A 22,083-nucleotide genomic window follows, 5' to 3' on the forward strand; every position below is an offset into this window, starting at 1 on the left:
GAGAATTTAACATGAAGTGTGTTGTAATAGGTGCAGGTAATGCTGGGCGACCAGCTGCCAGGATTTTAAATTATGCTGGTCACCAGGTTCAAATAACTGATGAAAAGGAAATGGAGGATTTTCCAGAGAGTGTGCAAAAAACCCTCCATAAAATGGCCGAAGAAGGTGTTAATCTTCATCTGGGGCTTGATGACCCCACCAATATTGAAGATGTGGATGCAGTGTACATTTCTCCTAACATACCTAAAGATTCTCCAATCAGACATTACTTGATTGATAATGAATTAAAATTAATTATAAATCAGGATATAGCTAAAATTATGGATACTGCCATAAATGTTGATGTTATAGGAGTAACCGGGACACTGGGAAAAACCAGTACTACCCATATCATATCTGAAATCTTTGAAAATGCTGGATACAATGTTTGGACCTGTTCATCACTCTCAGGCAATTTACTCAGTGAAGTGATTGTGGATGGAATTATCAATGGTGATCACCTCAAAAGTGATATAGCTGTGTTGGAATTACCCCATGGCACTATCCGACTTTTATCTGAGTTAAAACTTAAAGTGGGTTTAATAACCAATATTTATTCGGACCACCTATCTGAGTTTGAAGGTTCCCTGGAAAAATATATCAATAGAAAGTTAATGATAGTTCCTTCCAGTGAAATGATCGTTGCCAGTTCACAGTGCAGGGACAAACTCAAGGAACTTACTGTATTATATTACTGCTCACAGAACAGTGATTGTGACGTCTCGGGATACCTTAAAGATGGGAACATTGGCATCAAATATAAATTAAAGGGAAGAGAAGGGGAATTTGAAACAGAATTCAATCTAAAGGGATACTACTTCGAAAATTCTCTTGCTGCAGCAACTGTTGCTTTAGCTTATGGTTTGAAAGAAGAATCAATAAAGCAAGGTTTAATGAAGTTTAAAGGAATTCCTGGACATTTAGAATACATAGGTAACTATTCTGGGCGTGATGTCCATTTCGATGCGGCTTTTGTACCTGAAGGTATTATTTCAACTTTAAAACAGTTTTCACAGGCTGATGATTCTGATCTGATAATCTTAATTGACAATCCTGACAGTACCAATCCCCGTGACAAGTTCGAAATCGGGAAGGTACTGGGAGAATATGCCCAGGTGATCATTGCCAGTGGATATAATGAAACCACCGGTATACTGGACATGAAATCAGCACATGAAGTACTGGAAGGGGCAAAAGATTCTGATGCACTAAAAATAGCCACAGAAGACATGATCACTGCAGGTGAGTACTCCATTAAACATTCCAAACCTGGAGATATCATACTGCATATTGGTCCCGGTGCAATAACCAATTATGAAGATCTAAAATCTAAAATGATGAAGGGCATAGAGGAAGGATGTAAAAAATACTCTTAAAAAAAGGAGATTTTTCAGTTACAATCTACATTTAACAGGATAAAAATTTCCTATTTTTCCATTCAACCTTCACATTGTTAAAAAATCATATTAATTATTATTTCCAGTTAAATTTTCATATATTTTTATTTTTGAGTGACAATTTATTTGATATACGTATTTAACGCCATACTTAGAAATTTTTAAAATCAAATATTTCCATTTTTTATTAAAATATTACTCTTTCTATTATTTATTCATTATCTAAGTCATAATATTGAGTAGAAACGGAGTAATTGGAAAACATTATTTAGAAGAAAAAACATGATTTAAAAAAGTCTTCTAAAAAATTAAGTTTATTTCATATAGGTGTAAAAAAATGGGATATTTGATATGTCAAGACTGTGGTGGTTATTATAAACTCGAAAGGGGCGAATCAAAGGAAGATTTCGTCTCATGTCAGTGTTATGGTTCTTTAATATATGTTGAGAGTCTTGATGAATACTTAAACAAAACTAATGATTCAAATAAAGACTATGAACCTATCAATCATGTTCAACTGGATAACTTTTCTTCCTATTCGGATTCACACTCAGAAAGTGGTTTTAGCGGTGAAGATCCTCAAAAAAGTGAAAATCCTAAACCAAAAAAAGAAATATCCGAATCATTAAGTTTTTCATCTTTCAGGGGATATGGAGAAAATTCCTTGGTAAAAAACAGAAATTATTACCGAGAAATCAGTTCCAAAGAGATAAAACCCGATATTGCTAAATTAAAGCGTGTTAAAGATGTTAACGGTATAATTGAGTCTTTAAATTACGATGATCCTGTTGTTAAACTTGATGCAGTACAGGCACTGGGTGCTATAGGTGATGAAAGGGCATTAAAACATTTGGATAAAATAAAAAATGAAGAAAAAGGTATCCTAAAAACTTACTCTCAAAATGCAATTTTTCACATAGAATCCAAAAACAAAGGACTTAAATCACAAAACCGTGCTTATTACAGGGAAGAGTATTATAAGAAAACTACAGGATTAGTTAGTGAAATTAAAGACATTACTACAACTAAAGCAAGTTCTAAGACTAATAATCTTTCTGAAAAGGATAGTCCTAAAAACGATGTTTTTAATGTTGACACATCTAAAAGAGATGCTTCTAATGTTGTTACGTCTAAAAGGGATGTTTTTAAAAATGATGCTTCAAAGAGGGATGTTTCTAAAGATTATGATGCTAAGAAGGAAATTGTTTATACTAAATCCAATTCAAAAATGGGCCAGATTAACCCAATGAATGAGACTGAAGATGTGAAGGGTGATGACATTTACTTCATAAAGTTTTTGGGTATTAAAAACACTGATAAACCATTGATAGGTTTTATTATCCTTTTTGTTGTATTTTTAGTAATTGGGGTCATTCTCACAATGGGTTCCAATTGAGTTATCATTATTAGATTGAGTCTCATTTAGAAATAAAACCAGGTTTAGTTCTTTTTTTTAAAATTGTTTACTTTCTTAATTAAGCTTATTTCCCAATTCTCGTCTTATCTCATCAGTTATTAATGACTATTTGCGCAATGTGGGATAAATCACATCAATCCCATCATCCTTGAGTTTTAGGAATTCATTTTTGTGGGTAGTATGAACTGGATATAATTTATCTGGATTTATTTCGCGTATCATCTCCAGTATCTCTTTCCCGTTGGCGTGCCCAGATGCATGGAAGCATTTATTTTTCAGGGGCAAGTTGAATAACTTTAGCCATTCTCGAACCTTCCTCTCATTAATTTCCATCTGTTCATCAAAAGGCTCGGTGCTGGACTTAATATATACACCATTTACCGGTTTAATATCGATAAGTTCCTTTAACTCAAAAAAGTCACATCGGAATATGTAATCTTCAGGATCTTTCCGGAGGTCCTGGTAAGTCAGGACATTATCATTCTCCAGTAATCCCCTTTCCCATTTCTTATAGTCCCTTAGGCACTGTGCTGATTCAATGTCACTGGCACACAACCATTCATCATCCACACAGGCAAAACTATCCTCACCCAGAAGACCCCAGCCCTTACGGGGTTTATAAATCATAACCTCTGATAAATCAGGATATTCATTGCTGATTTCGTTGAATAATTTCAGGATATAAGCCTGCTTAAGACTCACCACCAGTTTCCTTCCAGTGTCTTCAGCAACTTTATAAAAAGTTACAAGACGGTCCAGATCCCTTACCGGGTAATTAACAACCACCAATCCTTCACACCTTTCAACAGCATCAACGGCACGATTTTCAATTTCAATCTCACTGATATTCCGTTTACTATCAATACGGGTACCCTCACTGATCATAATGGTGGGCTTGGCTTTCTTGGCTTCTTTAATGAATTTACGGGTCAATTCTGGATGTCTTCCATGGAAACGAAGATCACCAGTGTATACAATGGTTTCATCCTCATTTTCACATATAAATGCCGATGCACCAGGCAGTGAATGGTCAACAGGGGCGGATTTAATACTAAAGTCTCCAATTTCAAACTTTTTATAGGGATCCATAATGTTAATGTCACGGTCAACTATGTTGGCCCTGGACCTCATGTAACCATCACCACGTTTTTTCGGTTCCAGATAAAAGGATTTTTTTAAATGAAGATACTCGGAGAAGGATGCTGAACCAGTTTCTTCCAGAGCCCTTAAAATTAGATGCGATTCCTTGGTTAGATAAATAGGAATATCTTCCCGTAAGTGATGGACGTAAGCAACATGGTCCACGTGGGAGTGGCTGATGAGAACTCCATCAACTGAGGGTTTATCTGGGTAGGGTAGGCCAACGTGACGGAGGTAATCCTCCCGATAAATGCCTTTTATATAGGGTAAGAGGCCCAGCTCTACAAAGTCGCAGATTCCATTGGCTTTCCGTGGTTGCAGGAATTCAGATAAATAATCATTAGCATGTGAAAAGCCCATTCCAAAATCAAAGAAGAAAGAACTTTCATTACCCTGGACTCGGATTTTATTTCCCCCAATTTCATCCACACCACCAAAAAAATCAATACTGGTCACATAAACACCTCTGATATAATTTCCATGATAATTATTACCATTACCTGTTTTAACTTTATTCTTATTTTCATTATTAATTTACATGCTTTTATTTAGAAATGATCTTAGAAATAATCCCGATATATTCGGTAGTTATCCCCAATATCATCTTAATTTCTTGGAAAATATTTTCTTGGAACATATTCACATGTCTTTATTTTCATGATTTTAAAAAAAACGATAAATGTTACTGATCTTTTTATCCTTCTTTTTTAGTTATTCGTATTTTTATTCATGATTTTGTCCTGTTTTCATAATCCGGTTATTTCATAATAGAGTTGTAGGAATTATCAATCAAAAAAAAAGAATTATTAATTAAAAAAAACTCTCAATCGAAAAAAGATAAGTAATCAAATTAAAGTTTAATTAAGAATTCTGCTAAACTGAGATTAACTGTTAAACTAAAATTAGAATAACCACTAAAAATAACACTAGAATATATCATTCTAAACCGTGTAGATGTTATTGTTTCAGATCTTTGATTGGTATTTATGTTAATTGGATATTTGATGTAAATTTAAGGATGGAGGCTTCATGTTAAAAAAAGAAGAGGATTTCATTGAAAATTTAAACAGTGTAAGAAGGATCAACACATCATTTGTCATTGCCAGTGCAATTATCAAAACAGCTAGAAATGGGAAGGACTACCTTGAATTTAGCTTAACTGATAAGACTGGTGAAATAACCGCCAGGATGTTTCCCAATAGGGATGCTAATGATATTTTTGAAAATATTAATCAGAAAAATATCTACGCCATAACTGGTAATGTTGATGAGTTCCCCCGCAATTCTCAGAACTTCAGTATAAAAATCGATAGTTTCCAGGAATTGGATGAAGAAGAATACCAGCTTGATGACTTCATCCGCACCTCAGATAAAGACCAGAAAGAACTAATGGAAAAAATTATCAGCACTATAAAAGGTATCGAAAATGTTCATTTAAAAAATCTTCTCAGGGCTTTCTTCTGTGACTCGGACTTTGCTCAAGAATTTTCCAAAGCTCCATCTGCAAAAATTTACCATCATAATTACGTGGGAGGATTATTAGAGCACACTGTGGAAGTACTGCAGTTGTGTAAAACAGTCTGCCAAATCTTCCCTGAGGTGGACCAGGATTTACTCTACACCGGGGCAATACTCCACGATGTGGGTAAATTAAAGGCTTATGACTATGATATGATAAGTATTGATATTTCCAATGAAGGGAAAATGTTAGATCATCTCTTTATATCTGCAGATATGGTGAAGGAAAAGATAAGCTCTCTGGATGAGGAAATGCCTGAAAATCTTCAAACCCAGCTTTTGCACATGGTATTAAGCCACCATGGTGAAGTTCGAAATGGTTGGGGGTCACCGGTTGATCCTAAAACTCCTGAAGCAGTGGCACTGCACTACGCTGACAATTTAGATGCCAAGGTAAAGGGGTTAATCCAAAAATTAAAAGGTTAATTTAACTTTTTAACTGTTTTTTTTATGTGGGGGAAGTTAAAAGTTTTATGGCTTTTTGAAAACTTACAGTTAAGGGGTGTAAACTTACAGTTAAGGGGTATAATTATGGCGATGGATGATATTGACAGAGAATTAGAAAAATACCAGAAAACTCTGGAAGACGAAAAGAAAAAAGCAGCCCGTATCAATTTGGCATTGTTATTACTCCTGATTATAGTAATAATTGTATTTGTATTCTCATTATGGCGTTATCAAGCTTTGAATTAAATTGTTGAATTTAGGTTAATTTAGATTTAGATTTCAATTCATTTAGTTTTTCTTCAATAAGTTCATCAAAAAACTTCTCTAACTTCTTATCCAAATCATTATAGATAACCCGATCATCCGCCATTATCCACCCGCCCAAAATTCAATATAATAATAAATAATTAAGGTGGATGTAATATAAAGTTTATGATAAAGAACTTTATTGGTAATTAATGATTCTAAATGCAATAATGATTCTAAATAAATAGAAGATTCTTTTAAAAGTTTTAAAACTTTGATAATATTTTAAAAAAATCAAATAATGAACTGTTAAAATATTTAAAAAGTAAAAAATGGTTTGATTAGTTTTAAACAGGTAAGATTTTATAATTCGATTTTTTTTACTTCCTGCTTTAACTTCCTGTCTTTGCAGAATTCAAATACATGACCACATTCACTGCAAAGTATTACTCCTACGTTTCCATCTGGAATATGTGGAATGTAACAGGTGTCTACTGATGTTTGTTTCTTTCGCTGGGAAACGGTCTTATCTTTGCAACCACATACGGGACATGCCTGGTTAAGTTCTTCTGATTTCATTTAACTCCTCCCTCATCTACTATTTATGTGATCTTTTAATTATCTTTTTTTCTATTTATTCGAGATAAAAGCACATTCAGATATCAATTGGGTATAATTATCATCACTTTACGATGATAACTTTTTAATCTAAATTAATATATCAATAATCTTTTTATTTTTAATTTAGAGATCATCCATGATATTAGTTCGTGCGTTCTCGAACGTATGGTTATATGCGAACCAATGTATATAAAGTTTTTCATTAATTATAATTTCTGAAAAAAATATGTATTGTATAAGGTATTTAATTCATAATGTATTCCACATCAATATAATACATTACAATCTAAATTGTGAAATCTATTATAAAAATCAATTTTTATGGAAAAAGTGAGTAATACCAATTAACTTTTTCCTTAACTTGATGTATTACATTTAATGTATTACTTCATCATTATTACTTATTTTTGATAAATATTTTTCTTAAAAATGATCTGTTGTATTGATACCAAAAAAATAGGATCGCTGGATGTAAAATTCATTTTTTAATAAAATTCTCTTAAATAAGTAATAAATAGGTTTTAAGTTTTAAAATAGTTTAAATTTATCATTGAAGTAATTTTAAGAATTTAAACGAAATTTAACAAATAATCCTATCTAATCAACTGCTTCAAGATAGGGGTTTCATGGTAATGGATAAATCAATGGTTACATGTGGGGTAAAATTGCCCTAATCATGTTTTATTTTTTGGATTTAGCCATGATTTGATGATTTTTAAGCAATTTAAACCTCCTTTGGTCTCTTCCAATTAACGCTTCAAAGAAAACTTCTAAATGCGCTTTATTTAAAAAAATAAGCTTAAAAATGGCCTAAAAAAACAAAATAAACCGAAACCTTTATATAACATGTCCAATGAACTGTTGGTGTTCATAAAGTCCTACATCATTTATTTTAAGATTTAGGACACGGAGGCGATAAAATTAGGCGAAATTTCACACAAGCAATAGCAGTTGCATTGTGTGCACTTTTCATGGTAATCCCATCTGTGGGAGCCGCGGAAAGTTCAGATACTGGAAATACGGTCGTGACCAACGCGAGCACAGACCAAGACTTGAAAATAGGAATGACTGGAGATAATGTCACCGAACTACAGACCTGGTTACAAACCCAGGGATTCTACAAAGGTAAAATCGATGGTGAATTCGGAAACTACACTGAACAGGCAGTAAAAGCATTCCAGCAGTACGTTGGAATCAAAGAAGACGGAATTGTGGGTAACATTTCCCGTCAGAGTATGAAAGACCTGGTCAACGGAAACATCCAAACATCCACCGGTACCTCAGGTAGTTCCTACAGTAAAACCGGTAGTTCAACATCATCTGGTGCAGCATACGGAACCAAAAAATCTTACTCAAGCTCCTCAAGCTCATACAAATCCGGCTACAAATCTAGTAGCAGTGGATGGAGCAGTGGAAAAGGAGTAGGAGATTGTTGGGACAACAGTTACGCACTTTACGATGAACTAACAGCATCTGGTCAGTCCGCAAGGATCGTTCAGTACGCCAACAGCTACGTTTCTAACCATCGTTCAGTACAGGTTTGGGATGGTAGCAGCTGGGTTGACTATGACTACAAAGGTAATGGCTACTCAAACAGGTACTATGCTACCAGTGGTAGTTCATCTGGAACAGTTATAGAAAGTAGTTAAAAAAACCCAATTTCGATAAAGAAATATCTCAGCAGTTGAAAGTTAACAACTGCTGATAAATCCCTTTTTTTTAAACTTATCTTTGAATATCTTTTTGGTTTTTTAAATACTCAAATAAATAAATGAATTTTTTACACCTAATCAAGATTATACTCAATTTAATGAACAGTCAATCTTAATTTTGTAATAATTTTCCCCGACTTGGTAAAGAAGAGTATTAATGGGAATATTTCCCACCGAAAAGAGTTTTTATTTAAACTATTTAATATAGGATTAAATTAATAATCATAGATGAATATTAAGAATTTAATCATTAAAACCAAGAAGTTAGCCATTAGAATCAAATATTAAGTAAATATGGGGCGAAAAAAGAAGATGATAGACTATGTTTTTGGTCTGTCAGTGAGGGTTTTACTCACTGATGAAGATAATAAGATCCTGATTCTTAAAAGATCAACAGATTCTAAGACCAATCCTGGAAAATGGGAATTTCCAGGGGGAAAGGTAGATCAAGGGGAATCATTTGACCAGGCCCTTATCCGGGAAGTATATGAAGAAACCCAGCTTAAAATCTCACTGGAACATGTTGTTGGCATTTCTGAGCAAAATTTACACCTTATCCGGGCAGTACATATTATAATGTCCGGTAAAATCATTGAAGGTAACCTAACTTTAAGCAGTGAACACGAAGGTTATGCTTGGGTATTTTTCGAAAATTTGGATAAATATGAACTGGCGGACTGGCTAGATGATTTTGTCAACAATCAGGAAACCGTTGAATCTTCTGAAAGTAATGATATTAACCAGGTTACCAATACAGTGAAACCATGGTTGAAATCAATCCAGGGTTCTATGGATAAAATATTAAAACGCTAGTTTCATTTTAAACTTTAGTCACATTTTCACTATTTTTTTCATTTTCAATACATACCACTATTTTCAGTAGGTAGAATAGTAATTTGTATGAACATTAAAAGAATATACGAACAAAAACATTTAAAACATTTAATAATAAAATAGTTTTTTAATAATAATCCATCAAATCTAAATCAGAAGACATGGATTCTAAATAGTTATGGTAAATTTTTTAGTGAAAGGTTGAAGGGGAGATTGCTAGTGACTTTAGAGAAACTGGTTAACGAGCGGAACTATATATTAGGGGAATTGAAAGCATATGAAGACCTTCAATTAGCAATGGAGAAGATAAAAAGGTTTAACATGGAAAATTTTAGTGAAACCACCCTGAAAGTCTATGATACCAGCAGTGATCCTGAACTGGAGGAGATCACTGAAACAGTTGTTGCCATGAAAATCGATGAACTGACTGATTATCTTTTGAAGATATCAGAAAATATTAATCGAATAAAAATGGACGAATCAACTGAATCATAATTGTATCATTGATTCTGAACAATTTACAACAAAAACAGGATAAAATCTAAAATAATCTTCTTTTTTCATAAGCTTTCCATTATAAATTTTTTTCAATAAAAATTAACTTTAATAGTCTTATTTACAATTCTTATTGGCATATTAATTTTTTATTAACCTATTTTGAGCATTATACTTAAATAACAATATTTTAAATGATTTAAGATTGGATTGTCATCCTTAAATGTGAAAAATCTATTGAATATTATTGCAAACCGGAAGTTACCTTCCGATAATGATTATTATAAATCTTTTAAAAAAAGGGTATTTTTTATTAATAATTGAAAATTTCACCTGGTTAGGTGAAAAAGGGCTCTAAATCGTTTAAATTACATTAACTTCAATAATAAGTATTTTTAATTAACAATCTAGATTCAAAGGTCTTTAATGATTTAACTGACTATTAGGGGCGTTTTAGGCTTTATAGGGGATAATATGGTATCAGAATAAAAGAATTGGAAATATCTATTTTCCTTAAATAAAGATTAAATAGGGCTAGTTACCTCAAAATACTAAAGGAAGCAGCCGGTCCCAGATCGTTAAGTTAAATAACCTCATAGCGTGTCTTAAATCCTAAAAAAAGCCCTCTATGGTCCGTTTTTCGAGATTTTTTTCGAAACCTTTATAAGTCATGTTGTTTTAATCAAAATGTAGTAAATACAAACAAGCCCTATACAATATTTTTATAGGCTACGGAGGCGGTATAATTAAGCGAGTGAAGCGAAACTCTACCTACGCAGTATTATGTATGTTATGTATGGTTGTTGCTGTGGTCCCGATTTCGGGTGCTGTGGGTGACCAGGATAATAGTGCGAATGGTGCCAGTCCTGCCAGTGGTTTGAAGGTTGGTGTTACAGGTGCTGAGGTTAATGAGGCTCAGTCTGTGATTGTTAATAACAAGCCGTTTGGTGAGAATTCAAGTAAGATTTTAGGAAATAACACTACTACTAATGGTTCATTGAAGCTTGGAGCTACCGGTGATAAAGTTAAAGAACTACAGCAGTGGTTGACTGATTACGGTTACTATTCTGGTGATATTGATGGTGTTTTTGGTAATGACACTGAAAAAGCTGTTAAGGAATTCCAGGATGAAGCTGGTTTAATTGTTGACGGTGTTGTGGGTAATGATACTAAAAATGCCATGGCGAACTGGGATAAGTATTTAGCTCAGGTGCAGGCAGCAGCCGGTGAAAGTACCAGTGACACTAGTTACAGTTCAAGTAAATCAACATCCAAGAAAACCTATGCAACCGCAGTAAGAAGCTACACTAAATCCTACAGTAGCAAATGGAGCAGTGGAAAAGGAACCGGTGATTGCTGGGATAACAGTTATGCACTGTACGGTTCATTAACTTCTTCAGGTACTAAGGCAAGAATCGTTCAGTACGCCAACAGCTATGTGAGCAACCACAGATCTGTTGAGGTCTGGAATGGTAACAGCTGGGTTGACTATGACTATGCAGGTAATGGTTATGCTCAGAGATACTATGCAACCAGCCATGATTCATCAGCTACTGTGATTGAAGGATAGTTAAACTCTTAAAATAAGTTAAACTCGTAAAATCCAATTTGTTTAACAGTTGTAATAAACAACTGTTAACTACCCATTTTTTTAAAAGATCTTTATTCTGTTTTATAATTACTCTTGAAATAATGATTTTAGCAGAAAAAACATAATTTTAGCTATATTCACAGAAACACAACTATTGATAAATAATGTTAAAACTTATCAGTAATAGCGAAATTAGAATTTTATAAAAACAGTTTTAAAAAAATGATATAATAAATTTATAAAGATGTTAAAATTTACTTAAATTATTATATTAACTTTAAACTTGCAGATAGTTTTAAAATGTTAGACTAAAATTAATTAATCTACATTTAATCTAATCATAATCACCATTTATAAATTGAAAATCAGTATTGCTGTGAGGGATGTAAACGAAAAAATATCGATCAATGATAATAATCCTTATCTTAGGAGCATTTATCTTAGTAACAGTTTTTATGAGTGGATGTACAGATCTCACTGGAACTGCAGCAACGGTTAATAAAACCAGCACCGGGGGTAATTTTGAAAATGAATGGGTGAAATTCCAGTACCCCTCCCAGTTATTCATTGTTGATAACTCCAACAGCACCAATTGTAAACTTGAAATTTACAACAGTTCTAACACCATCATTGAAAACATGATTGGTGAAGTATTTTACTGTAAAAGTAATAGGACTGATTTATCATCCTTTACTAAACGAAAAAGTATCACTATAGGTGGTAAATCTGGAATTAAAATTGAAGACAATCTCCAGGTTTGCAGTTACGTTTTTCTGAACTCCGACTACACTGATGTTCCAACCTTGATATTGAACTTCAATGCACAGAACTATCTAGATACCTACCAGAAAATAGCTGACACCATGGATATAAAGAAAATTCCCACTTAACTCATAAAAGTGAATTAAATCATATTCCAATCTCAATTGAATTATTTATAATTCAATTATTTTTTTTAGTACGATTATATCAATTGTAGTTCAATATATCACTTTTAGTTTAATTATATCACTTTTACTTGGATTATATCACTTTTAGTTCATTATATTTGTTATAGTCCAATTGAGTCACAAGTAGTATTTTTGGTTGGTTATAATTCATTATTTTATATAACTTTATTAGTTTCACGTTGATTTTTTTAATAATAAAAAAAATTTTTAATAATAAAAAATCATTATAAAAAATTTCATTATGAAAACAGATTTTCATCCAAAAAAATAAAAAAATTTAGCTTCCAGTCTGGAAGCTATTGAGTATATGGTCTATATCACTTTTCAGGTTCTCCAGTGACCCCCCAGTTACAAAGGATATAGTGTAGATGTAATTGTCTTTACTGAAGATTACCAGTTTAACTTCACCTAACTTACCCCTTTCAGGACCTCCCATTTCATCAATATCCAGTACTGTGGCCTGAACACCATCAATACTGCGATTGGTTTCATTGAAGACCTTCCCGGTTGTGAAGTATATATTATTATTTTTAACTTGGTCCATTGAAGTTCCATTAGCTGAAATGCGGGTAATTGTAACTACAGAACGGTTAGTGGTATTTTCTGTACTGTTTTTTTCCCCTTGAATTAGTTCACCAGGGGTACGTTCTTGAAATGCCCATCCATTGGGATAATTGAATGAGATCTCATTTCCATCACTATCTTTACTGGAGTAATGAGTTCCAGAGGTCATTATATTGTAACCCAGAACCAGCAATATTATTAAAACTACTGTGATTATCGCAATGAATTTTTTCTTCAAATATCACACCTCAAATAATTAACTAATTCCAATATATAGTTAAACCCTAATAAAAACATGTCCCTAAACAATCAAATAGGTTTAAATCTCAAACAACAGGTTTATAGGGATATTTTAAATAGAAAATATCATTTTTCCCCAAACCATCAGCCGAAAATATTTATTATAACTTCTGATATAGTAGTACTGTAAGTTTGAAGTGGCCAAAAAGCCCGGTTATTGGATTAAACCCATATTGTTCCTATTTAAAAATGGTGGTAAGTTTGGACAAAATTGATGAATTATATTACGAGGGTCATCTCAAAAAAATTGAAGCTTCTCCATTAAAAAGTGCATTATCGCATAAAGAAGCTAAATTATGGTTAAAAGAAGCTGAAGAAACTTTTGAAAGTGGTTTTTATCGTTCTTCCAGGGTTTCAACTTATATGGCTGTTCTACATGCAGCACGTTCTGTTACACTTCGGGATGGTGTGGAAGTGGAAAATCCCAAGTTTCTAGTTGATTACCTGAAAAAGTACTGTGATGAGGGAAAACTGGAAACCGGATGCCTTGATGTGTTAACATTGATACTTAACCTTCACTACCAGGATCAACACCAATTTCAGGCAACCAGAAATCCTGAAGATTTAAGACAGGCCATTGAATTTGGGCATGAATTTATAAATTGCACCAAAGTTTTAATGGAGAAAACAGGAAGACTGCCACGTTCAGTTATAAAAAATTCCCTTAGGGAAAATCAATTTGTAAAATAAAAAAACTTTAACTAATTCTAATTTTTGGATTTTAATTTCCAGATTTTAATTTCTAGAGTATAATTTTTAATTTCATTATTTTTTATTGTGCTCTTCAATTTCTTTATTTTTCTTTAAATCCAGTACATCACGATAGATTTCAACCTTTATTTTATCTATTGAACTGGAATTAGGATTATGTTCCAAAGAATCAAGTTTTTTTTCAATGGCTTCAATATCTCCCTTATCTTTAAGTTCTTTAAATTTTTTATCCACCCTTTCAATGTCTTTTTTAAGATAATCATAGGACATGAAAAAAACTCCTGTAAATTGGATATAAAGCTAATATTCCTATCTATTCTTAATGTTATATCCTTTTTTCCCTGGATTTTATATAGTGTATAGATTTATTCTATCTATAAATAATATTTTCATGTTAATATTTTATTTACGGTATTTACAGTTTTTTTAATGAATAATAAGTTATTTGCTGTATTTAATGGTAAATGGAGTTTTTTTGGTATAAATTTAAAAAAAATCATTAAATCTTTGAAAAAGTAACATGAACCTCTAAATTATCCCCTTCAGCAGTAACCCTGAATTCTTTTGTACCTCCATATAACTGGTTACCATTTACAGACCACATCTGCACCTGGTATCCAGGTTCTGGTTTAGCATGAAGATAAACATGACTGGATTTTTCTACTATAATTTCTCCTTCTGGACTGATTTTACCGTTATCCCCCGCACTTATTGACACCTGACAAGTCATACCATTCACCCCATTATGAATATGAGTATTAATAATTAAAATTATGAATGTTATAAATTTTTCCTGTCATTGATGGTTACTAATATTATTCCGATACATTATGAATATTCTGATATTATAATAATTTATATAAAAATTTAGTAAAATTAAATAATTTCTTTACTTGTTAAACAGGTATTAAATCTGAAAATCATTGAAGTATTTTCCTGTGGTTTAATTAGTATAGTGGTTGCAGATTTAATAGTCACATCTTTGTACCTTAAGGATCCTTGAAGGTAACTATCATTAAATGGTGTGGCTATGGTGGGAAGGTATCATTATGATCAGTGCGGGGGGACTGATGATACCAGAGCATCCATTTTTGCTTGGTTTAAATATTATGGAGAAACTAATTTCCATCAATTAGATCAGTCAAAACCCTACTCGTTCACTATCTGGAAAAATTTACCGATAAATAAATGCTTTTACAGTATAATAATTATTTAAATGATGAATTTTTCAACTTGCGCTCAACTTAATTGCATATTCTAAAATCAGGCTATCAAATATGGACCTATTTAATCAGGGGCCAATTTACTTAAGAAATAATTTATAAGATTTATAGTAACATTGTTAATCTAAAAATAAAAATAATTAATGAAAAAATAAAACAAGGTATTATAATCTTTTACTTAACTCAATGATGATTCTGGTAAATTTTTAGTTCAGGTCATTAAGGGTGCTGGTTTCTATGTTCAAGGTGGCCACCACATTCACATTCATCAGAGAAGTCTTCTGGTGATTCCCCTTTTTGAAGTTCATAGTATCCCCCACACTTATCACAGACCAGAAAATGTTGTTCTTTCTTTTTAGGTTTGATAAGACTATTTGAACTGTTTTTAGAGGATGATTTATCCAGGAAACCTCCTAAATCTTTCATCAAGCCCCTTCCAGTTTTTTCCACATCTTTCATCAATCCGAAACCAGTTTCTTTAAGGTCTTCCATGGGGTCGTTCCGGTTTTTAACGGTTCTGTTAGGGGGAATACTGGTTGAAGGAATTTCAGTTTGAATGTTCCCGGTTTGAACGCTGGTTGTTGGTGTATCACCTTTATATTCATAGATATTTGTACCGCATTCTGTGCAGAATTTAGTTCCAGGTTCAATGATAGCGGTGCATTTAGGACAATTAGTGATTGGTTCTGTTTTAGCCCCGCACTCAGTACAGAACTTGTCATCTGGTGTCAGTTCTGCATTACACTGGGGACAGTTAACTGCAGTTTTAACACTTTCAGTTTTCTGGATTGTATTTTCCAAAGGTTCCTGTGGAATATTTTCAATCTCTGAGACTGTTTCTGCAACAGTTGATGGTGTTTTTTCCTCTGCAGGTGTTTCTCCAACTGGTTTACCACACTCAGTACAGAATTTTGATCCTGGTTGAATTTGAGCATTGCATGCACTACAAACTTCTAGTGAATTTACCATAATAAAACCCCTCATTTATTCAATATTTTATTTTAAATAAATCTATATTCTACATTAGTTTAATTAATCTAAATATATATCTTTAAACTACTTGTTATCTTAAATATCAGATTCCTTTTAATTTTAAAATTCTTAATTTAAGACTGTACCCTATTGAGTATTAACTAATTTAGCATATTACCTTTAATACGTATTGATCCCACCACTACATTCATGGCAGGTTCTACCTTGGAATAATAGTTATCTTCCGGCACTTCACTGGAACTTATAATATAAGTCTGATTATCTTTTGAAAAAACCACCAGCGAGGATATGTAATCTGGACCCACCCGGAGAGAGTCATTTTGTGCAGTATTTTTATAAACCAGTTTTTCGCCCTGTTGACCATCAACTTTCACAGATTCCCTTTTAAGCACCTGAAAACTGGGATACTTAACAGGATAATTATTGATATACCATTCTATAATTTTTGAAGTATCACTGTCGCTGCTTTGTATGGAAATAATGTTGCTGGATGAATTTTGGGGTTTTAAACTGACAATAGCATCACTGGAGTTTGAATTATCTACAGTCCAGTTTTCGGGAATTTTAAAACTTAAAATACTGTTTTCATAATCTCCTTCCAGGGAGGTACAGCCGGAAATAACAACTATGAATAAGGAAATCACCAGCATCATGATTAAAATGATTTTTTCAGAAGACATGAGATTTTCCTTGATTTGATTATTTTTCTTCTTTGATTAATTCAAATCCCTTTTTTTATCCAATCTCTTTTTATATCCAATCTCTTTTGCATAACCAATCTTATTTTTATGTCCTTTCAATTTTTATATCTGTCATTTTATTTTATTTCTATCCTCATGATTAAAATTATTGAGAGAGTAAAGTGTGGTTAATATGATTTAATACCAGAAAAAATCAGAAAGAATACTTAAAATCGCTATATTTAGTTAATAAAATGATAAATATTGAATCTATAAAATGAATAAATAATGTTTGATAAATCATCCTCAGAGAATGTTAAGGTTAGGATTATCAGTTAAAAAAAGTAGTTTAAATATGGAATATTAGGTTTGATAGTCCATATTATTCTATTTAATCGGTAATTAAATTATTTATTTCTATTTAACCCATAATTGTCTATTTAGCAGGATTTATTAAGACAGTTACTGGTTTTTTACTGTGAGAACTCCCTTTAAGTACCAGATAGAAGGATCTATTCTCTTTAATTCTTTCTAATCTCAATGGACTCAGCAGAGTATGGAAAGATTCCCCAACATCCTTCAGTTCTATTCCTTTATTTTTTAGTAATGGCATAATATACTTATTTAAAACTGTCTGCTGCTGTTTCCCAAGTAACTGGGGTTGTAAAGTCATTTTATAAGGTATAGTATGTATTTGAGATTCAATTATATGTTCATTCATGTATTATGCCTCCAAAATTTAAAATAAATTGTTCCTTAATCTAAGGTAAGTTGTAAAACAAATTAAATAATCAAATAATTCTCCTAAAAAACCTATTTTTAAAAATGAACTCATTTTAAAAATAACTTGCACCTGGAGAAATGAAAAAATATTTATTTCACGAGTTATATTTATTGGTCGATGTGGTTAATTAAACCTTCGTTCATATAATCCAACATCACTAACACATTTTTAAATAATAAATTGCACTGTAATTGATTTTGATGAATTAATATTTGTTATTTAGATAAACCAGATTTTATTATGGGTTTAATAACATTTTTAGCATGAAATTTTATTTTAAAATTATTTAAAAATATCCATCGGTAAACCGTATTCTCACCCAGTCTTCTCCCCTGCTGGTTAAATATCCACCCAGTGCAATGAGGTATAGTAAAACTGGGTAAACTATGAATCGTTCCGCACCCCCGATGGTTAGATAGTTGATTAGTGGGTTACCTATTCCCCATACCAGACCACAGATGATAATCATTAGGGCTGTGAAACCTACCACCAGGGACACAATTACCATGGGAATGTTTAAACCCAGGCGATATGAAAATATCACTGCTAAACTCCCAAAAATGAAGGTTAAACTGGTAAATAATATATGGAGGCTACCGGTGTAACTGGGAAAGACACCTATGCCTATTGCACATAAGGAGGATATGGCAAGACATGCTGAGAAAAGCCTGCAACCTCCACTTTTTAATATAAAATAAACACTGATTAAGGTCAAAACTCCCAGAAGTATCACACTGATGTTGAAGACGGTGGCAGAAGGTTCCACTGGAGGAACAGTACCTGCCAGGTGGCTGAGGGTGTTGGTGGTTGTGTATCCTGGAAACTGGGTTTCTGCTAGGTTAACTGCCATGAAAAACTGCAAAGCACCAACCAGCATAATTATACCTGCAATCCGGTAGTAATCCTTATCCGGACGAAATATACTGCCTCTTTGTATTTTCATTAAATTGCCCCTCCCTAGTGATTAATATTTAATAGGATGTGTACCCTGTACAATTTGTTCCCCTACCAGATTTAGCTACCTCGCTAGAATATCTAACGCTAGAATATCTAAATCTCTAGATTATTTAACTCTAGATTAGCTATATCTTTAGATTATCTAATGCTTGATATTTAATCTCTAGATTGGGTTAACTTACCAGATTGGGCAGCTAAATTATTTTCTAAATTATATTATGTTATTTCTGTTTATTAAAATATGATTCAATTAACTGTATTCTGAGCTAACTTCTGAAAATATAAATAAAATTGAAACAATAATATTCAGTGAAGGAGTAATTTCATTTCAGTGAGGAAATTAATTTCATTTAATGAGAGAGCATTAATTTCATTCAGTGAGTAATTTCATTTTTTAAAAAACTTTTTTTAAGTTTAAAATTAAAACGGTGTTTATGGAAGATCAGGGTAAAAATCGTATACTTATTCTCCTCTTTGTGGGTGTGTTCATGGGTTCCCTTGATATCGGGATCGTGGGCCCGGCACTCCCTAGTATTCAATCATTTTTCACAGTGGATGACAGACTCCTTTCCTGGGTGTTCACCATTTACATACTATTCTTCATGCTGGGAACACCGGTCATGGCCAAATTATCCGATATATATGGTAGGAAAGCTATTTACATCCTGGACATCCTCTTATTTACCATTGGTTCTATTGTAACCATAACTTCATTCTCATTTGAAATGCTCCTAGTTGGGAGGGCTATTCAGGGTCTGGGTGCTGGTGGAATATTCCCGGTGGCCAATGCCTTTATTGGAGATATATTCCCTCCTGAAAAACGGGGAGGTGCCCTGGGAATCCTCAGCTCAGTGTGGGGTTGGTCCAGTGTAATGGGGCCCCTGCTGGGAGGCCTACTCCTGCAGTATGGTTGGCAGTGGCTGTTCATCATCAACTTACCCATAACCATCGCTGTAATACTGGGAAGTTTCTACATCCTTCCCAGTGGTGAGAGAAACCATGAAATCACCTTTGACTGGAGAGGTATAATTGTACTGGGTGTTCTGGTGACATTCCTGGCCTATGGTATCAACCAGATTGACACCAACCATTTCACCAGCAGCATCATGTCACAGGATGTCCTGCCCTATCTGGTTTTAAGTGTGGTGCTGCTTCCATTACTCTGGAAGATTGAAAAAAATGCCACCAATCCATTAATCCAGGTTGATCTTTTCAGGAGCAGGGAAGTTAGACTGGTTAACAGTATAATGGTTGGTACTGGATTGGTACAGGCTTCTACTGTTTTCATTCCTGCCTTTGTAATCACTGCATTAACCTTCTCATCACAGGCCGCCAGTTTCATGTTAGTACCACTGGTCCTGACCATGGCACTGGGTGCTCCAGTTATTGGCCGACTCCTGGATAATTACGGTTCCAGGAATATTATGCTTATTGGGTCTATAGCAATGGCAGTTGGACTTTTCACAGCCAGTATATTCGCCGAAACATTTTACATATTAATATTAGCCAGTATCCTGATTGGTGTGGGTATGAGCACCACCATAGGCTCTCCACCCCGTTACATAATGCTGGTGGAAAGCCCACCCTCTGAAAGAGCATCAGGACAGGCCCTCTTAAATATCATAACCAGTGTAGGGCAGCTGGTAGGAGGAGCACTAGTGGGAGCATTCATTGGATCCTATGCTGGGGAACTGGTTGGATACCAGTATGCATACATCTTTATAGGGGTTGTGGCTATTGTAATGACCCTAATTGCTGCAGGGCTTAAAAGTAAGGCTGAACAGGTTAAGAGTGCTTATTAAAGTTTATTTTAGCACTATATTCTTACGTATGAGGCTGTTAACAATTAAAATAGAAACTTTTCAAAATTTAAAAAGAATACTGTAATGAGTAAAATCCATTTTTATCTTTTCTTGTTAGTTTTCAAATAAAATAAAGGCAGTTAATGGAGATGGTAAATGATTAGTTTATAGGTTGCAATTTTTTGTTTTTGGATTGTAAATTTTGAGTGCTTTAACTAATCATGATCAAGATATAAAATTTATTGGAAATCAACAGATGGCTTCAACCGGTGCAGTTGGTCCAGGGCAGTTTTGTAGGCATTTTCAGTTATCTTACCATCATCCATGGATGATTTCAGTTCAAAAGCAATGTTCTTCACAGTTATCCTGTCACCTTTGTTGCGCAGATGTGAGTAAGCCATTAGGATTATGGGGTCTTCCTGTGCCAGATCATAAATAGTTGCCGGGCTTTGTTCTTTAGATTCGGTTTTAACCATGGCATCTTTAACCATTAAATTAACGGTTTTGGCATCAGAATTAACCGAGGAAACTGCTTCTAGTGTGATGCTTGAAATGTGCTGATTAACTGTTTTCCTGAACCTGCTGAAATTCACAGAATAATTTTCCTGCCAGTTTAAGGGCGTTTTATTCACCACATGGTTCAGGCTATCAATGAAGGTATAAAACAGGCCACCATTTTCACCATAGATATTATCAGTTTCTGGATAATATGGGGTTACAAATTCACAGACCCACTTATTGAGTTTTTTCTTATCGGTTATTATAACATAGAACTCTGCAACTTCCCTTTTACCCATGGGACTTTTTTGAAACTCTCCAATTACAATTTCACCACTTATCTGGTCACCAGACTCCAGTTCATTTAAGAACTTGGTCTCGTAATTTTCCATATTTTTACTATCAGTCAAACCAAAATCCAACATCTAATCACACCCCTGTTAATTGTGATTATTTTTTCAATTACTAAATGGACACTCTTTAAATTCTTAACTAATATCACTTTATTTTCTATTATTCCTTTAATTCTTAATGAATAATTTTATTTTAATTCTTTTTTGCTTTAATTCTTTGAATAATCTTTAATCCGTAAATGGATCTTTTATCCGTAAATGGCTATATTTTTTTAATATCATTAATTTCATAAGGAGGATTTTAGTATAATAAATTTTATTATTTACTCTTCATTTTTGTCCGGTTTGTTCTTTATTCCCAGAATATCCCAGGTTTTGAGTATCTTCTTTATACCGTGTTCAGTACTCAGCACCCTGCCCAGCATGGTACCAGCAGTGAGGCTGAAGATCAAACCCAGTAAGGGAGTACCCTGGATCCAGTAAGAAAGATAATGGGTTCTGGTGAATACAAAAACCAGGTAACAGACCAGGATCACCCCTCCAATCCAGTCGATCCTGCCAATAACCTGGTTGGTGTCTTCATCCCAGTTCAGGCGGTACATACGGCTAACCAGTGTCCCAATTCCCAGGCCAATGAGTATTCCTCCTGCAGCCCAGGCAATGGTGTAGGCGCCCTGAAGGACTTCAAATATTATCACCAGCAACATAACCAGCATTACCACAGTGTAAATCCGGATTCTACGGACCAGTCGCGGATCCAAATGGCTGATCACTGTTGATTTATCACTTTTTTCCATCTTTTACCCCTACT

The 22,083-nt window shown here is 33.5% G+C and carries 22 protein-coding genes; 11 read left to right on the forward strand and 11 right to left on the reverse strand.

The window, feature by feature from the left end:
- The first annotated feature begins 11 nt into the window (after nucleotides 1-11).
- Nucleotides 12-1,415 (forward strand): Mur ligase family protein, encoded by a 1,404-nt coding sequence (locus tag A994_RS03455; protein WP_004029890.1) that lies wholly within the window; start codon nucleotides 12-14, stop codon nucleotides 1,413-1,415.
- A 358-nt stretch (nucleotides 1,416-1,773) separates the two neighbouring features.
- Entirely contained in the window at nucleotides 1,774-2,832 is a 1,059-nt protein-coding gene (locus A994_RS03460) for a HEAT repeat domain-containing protein (protein ID WP_004029891.1), read from the forward strand.
- Between the two features lie 126 nt (nucleotides 2,833-2,958).
- On the opposite strand, the gene A994_RS03465 is transcribed toward A994_RS03460, so the two are convergent.
- Nucleotides 2,959-4,449, reverse strand: coding sequence for an MBL fold metallo-hydrolase (locus A994_RS03465; RefSeq protein ID WP_004029892.1), 1,491 nt, complete (start codon nucleotides 4,447-4,449; stop codon nucleotides 2,959-2,961).
- A gap of 573 nt (nucleotides 4,450-5,022) precedes the next feature.
- Between A994_RS03465 and A994_RS03470 the strand changes: the two genes are divergently transcribed.
- Together A994_RS03470 and A994_RS03475 are read left to right on the forward strand one after the other, a co-directional pair.
- Entirely contained in the window at nucleotides 5,023-5,937 is a 915-nt protein-coding gene (locus tag A994_RS03470) for a 3'-5' exoribonuclease YhaM family protein (protein ID WP_004029893.1), read from the forward strand.
- A gap of 105 nt (nucleotides 5,938-6,042) precedes the next feature.
- The gene (locus A994_RS03475; protein WP_157787253.1) at nucleotides 6,043-6,204 is read left to right on the forward strand and encodes a hypothetical protein; all 162 of its coding nucleotides are present in this window, start codon (nucleotides 6,043-6,045) and stop codon (nucleotides 6,202-6,204) included.
- A gap of 363 nt (nucleotides 6,205-6,567) precedes the next feature.
- Here A994_RS03475 and A994_RS03480 read toward each other — a convergent pair whose 3' ends face one another.
- Nucleotides 6,568-6,783 carry a TIGR04165 family Cys-rich peptide gene (locus tag A994_RS03480; protein ID WP_004029895.1) on the reverse strand — a complete coding sequence of 72 codons (216 nt, stop codon included), beginning with the start codon at nucleotides 6,781-6,783 and terminating at the stop codon, nucleotides 6,568-6,570.
- A gap of 1,013 nt (nucleotides 6,784-7,796) precedes the next feature.
- On the opposite strand from A994_RS03480, the gene A994_RS03485 reads away from it, so the two are divergent.
- The 5 genes from A994_RS03485 to A994_RS03505 all read left to right on the forward strand — a co-directional run bounded on the left by A994_RS03485 (nucleotide 7,797) and on the right by A994_RS03505 (nucleotide 12,347).
- On the forward strand, nucleotides 7,797-8,474 hold the full coding sequence (locus tag A994_RS03485) for a peptidoglycan-binding domain-containing protein (RefSeq protein WP_004029901.1): 678 nt from the start codon (nucleotides 7,797-7,799) through the stop codon (nucleotides 8,472-8,474).
- 375 nt (nucleotides 8,475-8,849) lie between these two features.
- Nucleotides 8,850-9,350, forward strand: coding sequence for an NUDIX hydrolase (locus A994_RS03490; RefSeq protein WP_004029902.1), 501 nt, complete (start codon nucleotides 8,850-8,852; stop codon nucleotides 9,348-9,350).
- A gap of 240 nt (nucleotides 9,351-9,590) precedes the next feature.
- The gene (locus A994_RS03495; protein WP_004029903.1) at nucleotides 9,591-9,866 is read left to right on the forward strand and encodes a hypothetical protein; all 276 of its coding nucleotides are present in this window, start codon (nucleotides 9,591-9,593) and stop codon (nucleotides 9,864-9,866) included.
- A gap of 754 nt (nucleotides 9,867-10,620) precedes the next feature.
- Nucleotides 10,621-11,436, forward strand: a complete 816-nt coding sequence (locus A994_RS03500; RefSeq protein ID WP_237739694.1) for a peptidoglycan-binding domain-containing protein — start codon at nucleotides 10,621-10,623, stop codon at nucleotides 11,434-11,436.
- 476 nt (nucleotides 11,437-11,912) lie between these two features.
- A complete protein-coding gene (locus A994_RS03505) occupies nucleotides 11,913-12,347 on the forward strand; it encodes a hypothetical protein (RefSeq protein WP_157787254.1) in 435 nt (144 codons plus the stop codon).
- Between the two features lie 337 nt (nucleotides 12,348-12,684).
- Here A994_RS03505 and A994_RS03510 read toward each other — a convergent pair whose 3' ends face one another.
- The gene (locus tag A994_RS03510; RefSeq protein WP_004029906.1) at nucleotides 12,685-13,209 is read right to left on the reverse strand and encodes a PsbP-related protein; all 525 of its coding nucleotides are present in this window, start codon (nucleotides 13,207-13,209) and stop codon (nucleotides 12,685-12,687) included.
- Nucleotides 13,210-13,472: 263 nt separating this feature from the next.
- Here A994_RS03510 and A994_RS03515 point away from each other — a divergent pair, with 263 nt between their 5' ends.
- A complete protein-coding gene (locus tag A994_RS03515) occupies nucleotides 13,473-13,961 on the forward strand; it encodes a HEPN domain-containing protein (protein ID WP_004029907.1) in 489 nt (162 codons plus the stop codon).
- Nucleotides 13,962-14,036: 75 nt separating this feature from the next.
- Here the strand turns inward: A994_RS03515 and A994_RS03520 are convergent, their stop codons facing one another.
- The 6 genes from A994_RS03520 to A994_RS03545 all read right to left on the reverse strand — a co-directional run bounded on the left by A994_RS03520 (nucleotide 14,037) and on the right by A994_RS03545 (nucleotide 18,605).
- Nucleotides 14,037-14,252: a hypothetical protein gene (locus A994_RS03520; protein WP_004029908.1), complete on the reverse strand. Its 216-nt coding sequence runs from the start codon at nucleotides 14,250-14,252 to the stop codon at nucleotides 14,037-14,039.
- A 229-nt stretch (nucleotides 14,253-14,481) separates the two neighbouring features.
- Nucleotides 14,482-14,712, reverse strand: coding sequence for an InlB B-repeat-containing protein (locus A994_RS03525; protein ID WP_004029909.1), 231 nt, complete (start codon nucleotides 14,710-14,712; stop codon nucleotides 14,482-14,484).
- A 712-nt stretch (nucleotides 14,713-15,424) separates the two neighbouring features.
- Nucleotides 15,425-16,174 carry a zinc ribbon domain-containing protein gene (locus A994_RS03530; RefSeq protein ID WP_004029910.1) on the reverse strand — a complete coding sequence of 250 codons (750 nt, stop codon included), beginning with the start codon at nucleotides 16,172-16,174 and terminating at the stop codon, nucleotides 15,425-15,427.
- 164 nt (nucleotides 16,175-16,338) lie between these two features.
- Nucleotides 16,339-16,878: a PsbP-related protein gene (locus A994_RS03535; RefSeq protein WP_004029911.1), complete on the reverse strand. Its 540-nt coding sequence runs from the start codon at nucleotides 16,876-16,878 to the stop codon at nucleotides 16,339-16,341.
- A gap of 436 nt (nucleotides 16,879-17,314) precedes the next feature.
- Entirely contained in the window at nucleotides 17,315-17,599 is a 285-nt protein-coding gene (locus A994_RS03540; RefSeq protein WP_004029912.1) for a hypothetical protein, read from the reverse strand.
- Between the two features lie 349 nt (nucleotides 17,600-17,948).
- Entirely contained in the window at nucleotides 17,949-18,605 is a 657-nt protein-coding gene (locus tag A994_RS03545; protein WP_004029913.1) for a DUF998 domain-containing protein, read from the reverse strand.
- A 448-nt stretch (nucleotides 18,606-19,053) separates the two neighbouring features.
- Here A994_RS03545 and A994_RS03550 point away from each other — a divergent pair, with 448 nt between their 5' ends.
- A complete protein-coding gene (locus tag A994_RS03550) occupies nucleotides 19,054-20,421 on the forward strand; it encodes an MFS transporter (RefSeq protein WP_004029914.1) in 1,368 nt (455 codons plus the stop codon).
- Between the two features lie 239 nt (nucleotides 20,422-20,660).
- Here A994_RS03550 and A994_RS03555 read toward each other — a convergent pair whose 3' ends face one another.
- On the reverse strand, nucleotides 20,661-21,344 hold the full coding sequence (locus A994_RS03555; protein WP_004029915.1) for a hypothetical protein: 684 nt from the start codon (nucleotides 21,342-21,344) through the stop codon (nucleotides 20,661-20,663).
- A gap of 251 nt (nucleotides 21,345-21,595) precedes the next feature.
- The gene (locus A994_RS03560; protein WP_004029916.1) at nucleotides 21,596-22,069 is read right to left on the reverse strand and encodes a hypothetical protein; all 474 of its coding nucleotides are present in this window, start codon (nucleotides 22,067-22,069) and stop codon (nucleotides 21,596-21,598) included.
- Between the last annotated feature and the right edge of the window lie 14 nt (nucleotides 22,070-22,083).

The sequence above is a fragment of the Methanobacterium formicicum DSM 3637 genome (genome assembly GCF_000302455.1).
Classification (GTDB): Archaea; Methanobacteriota; Methanobacteria; order Methanobacteriales; family Methanobacteriaceae; genus Methanobacterium; species Methanobacterium formicicum_A.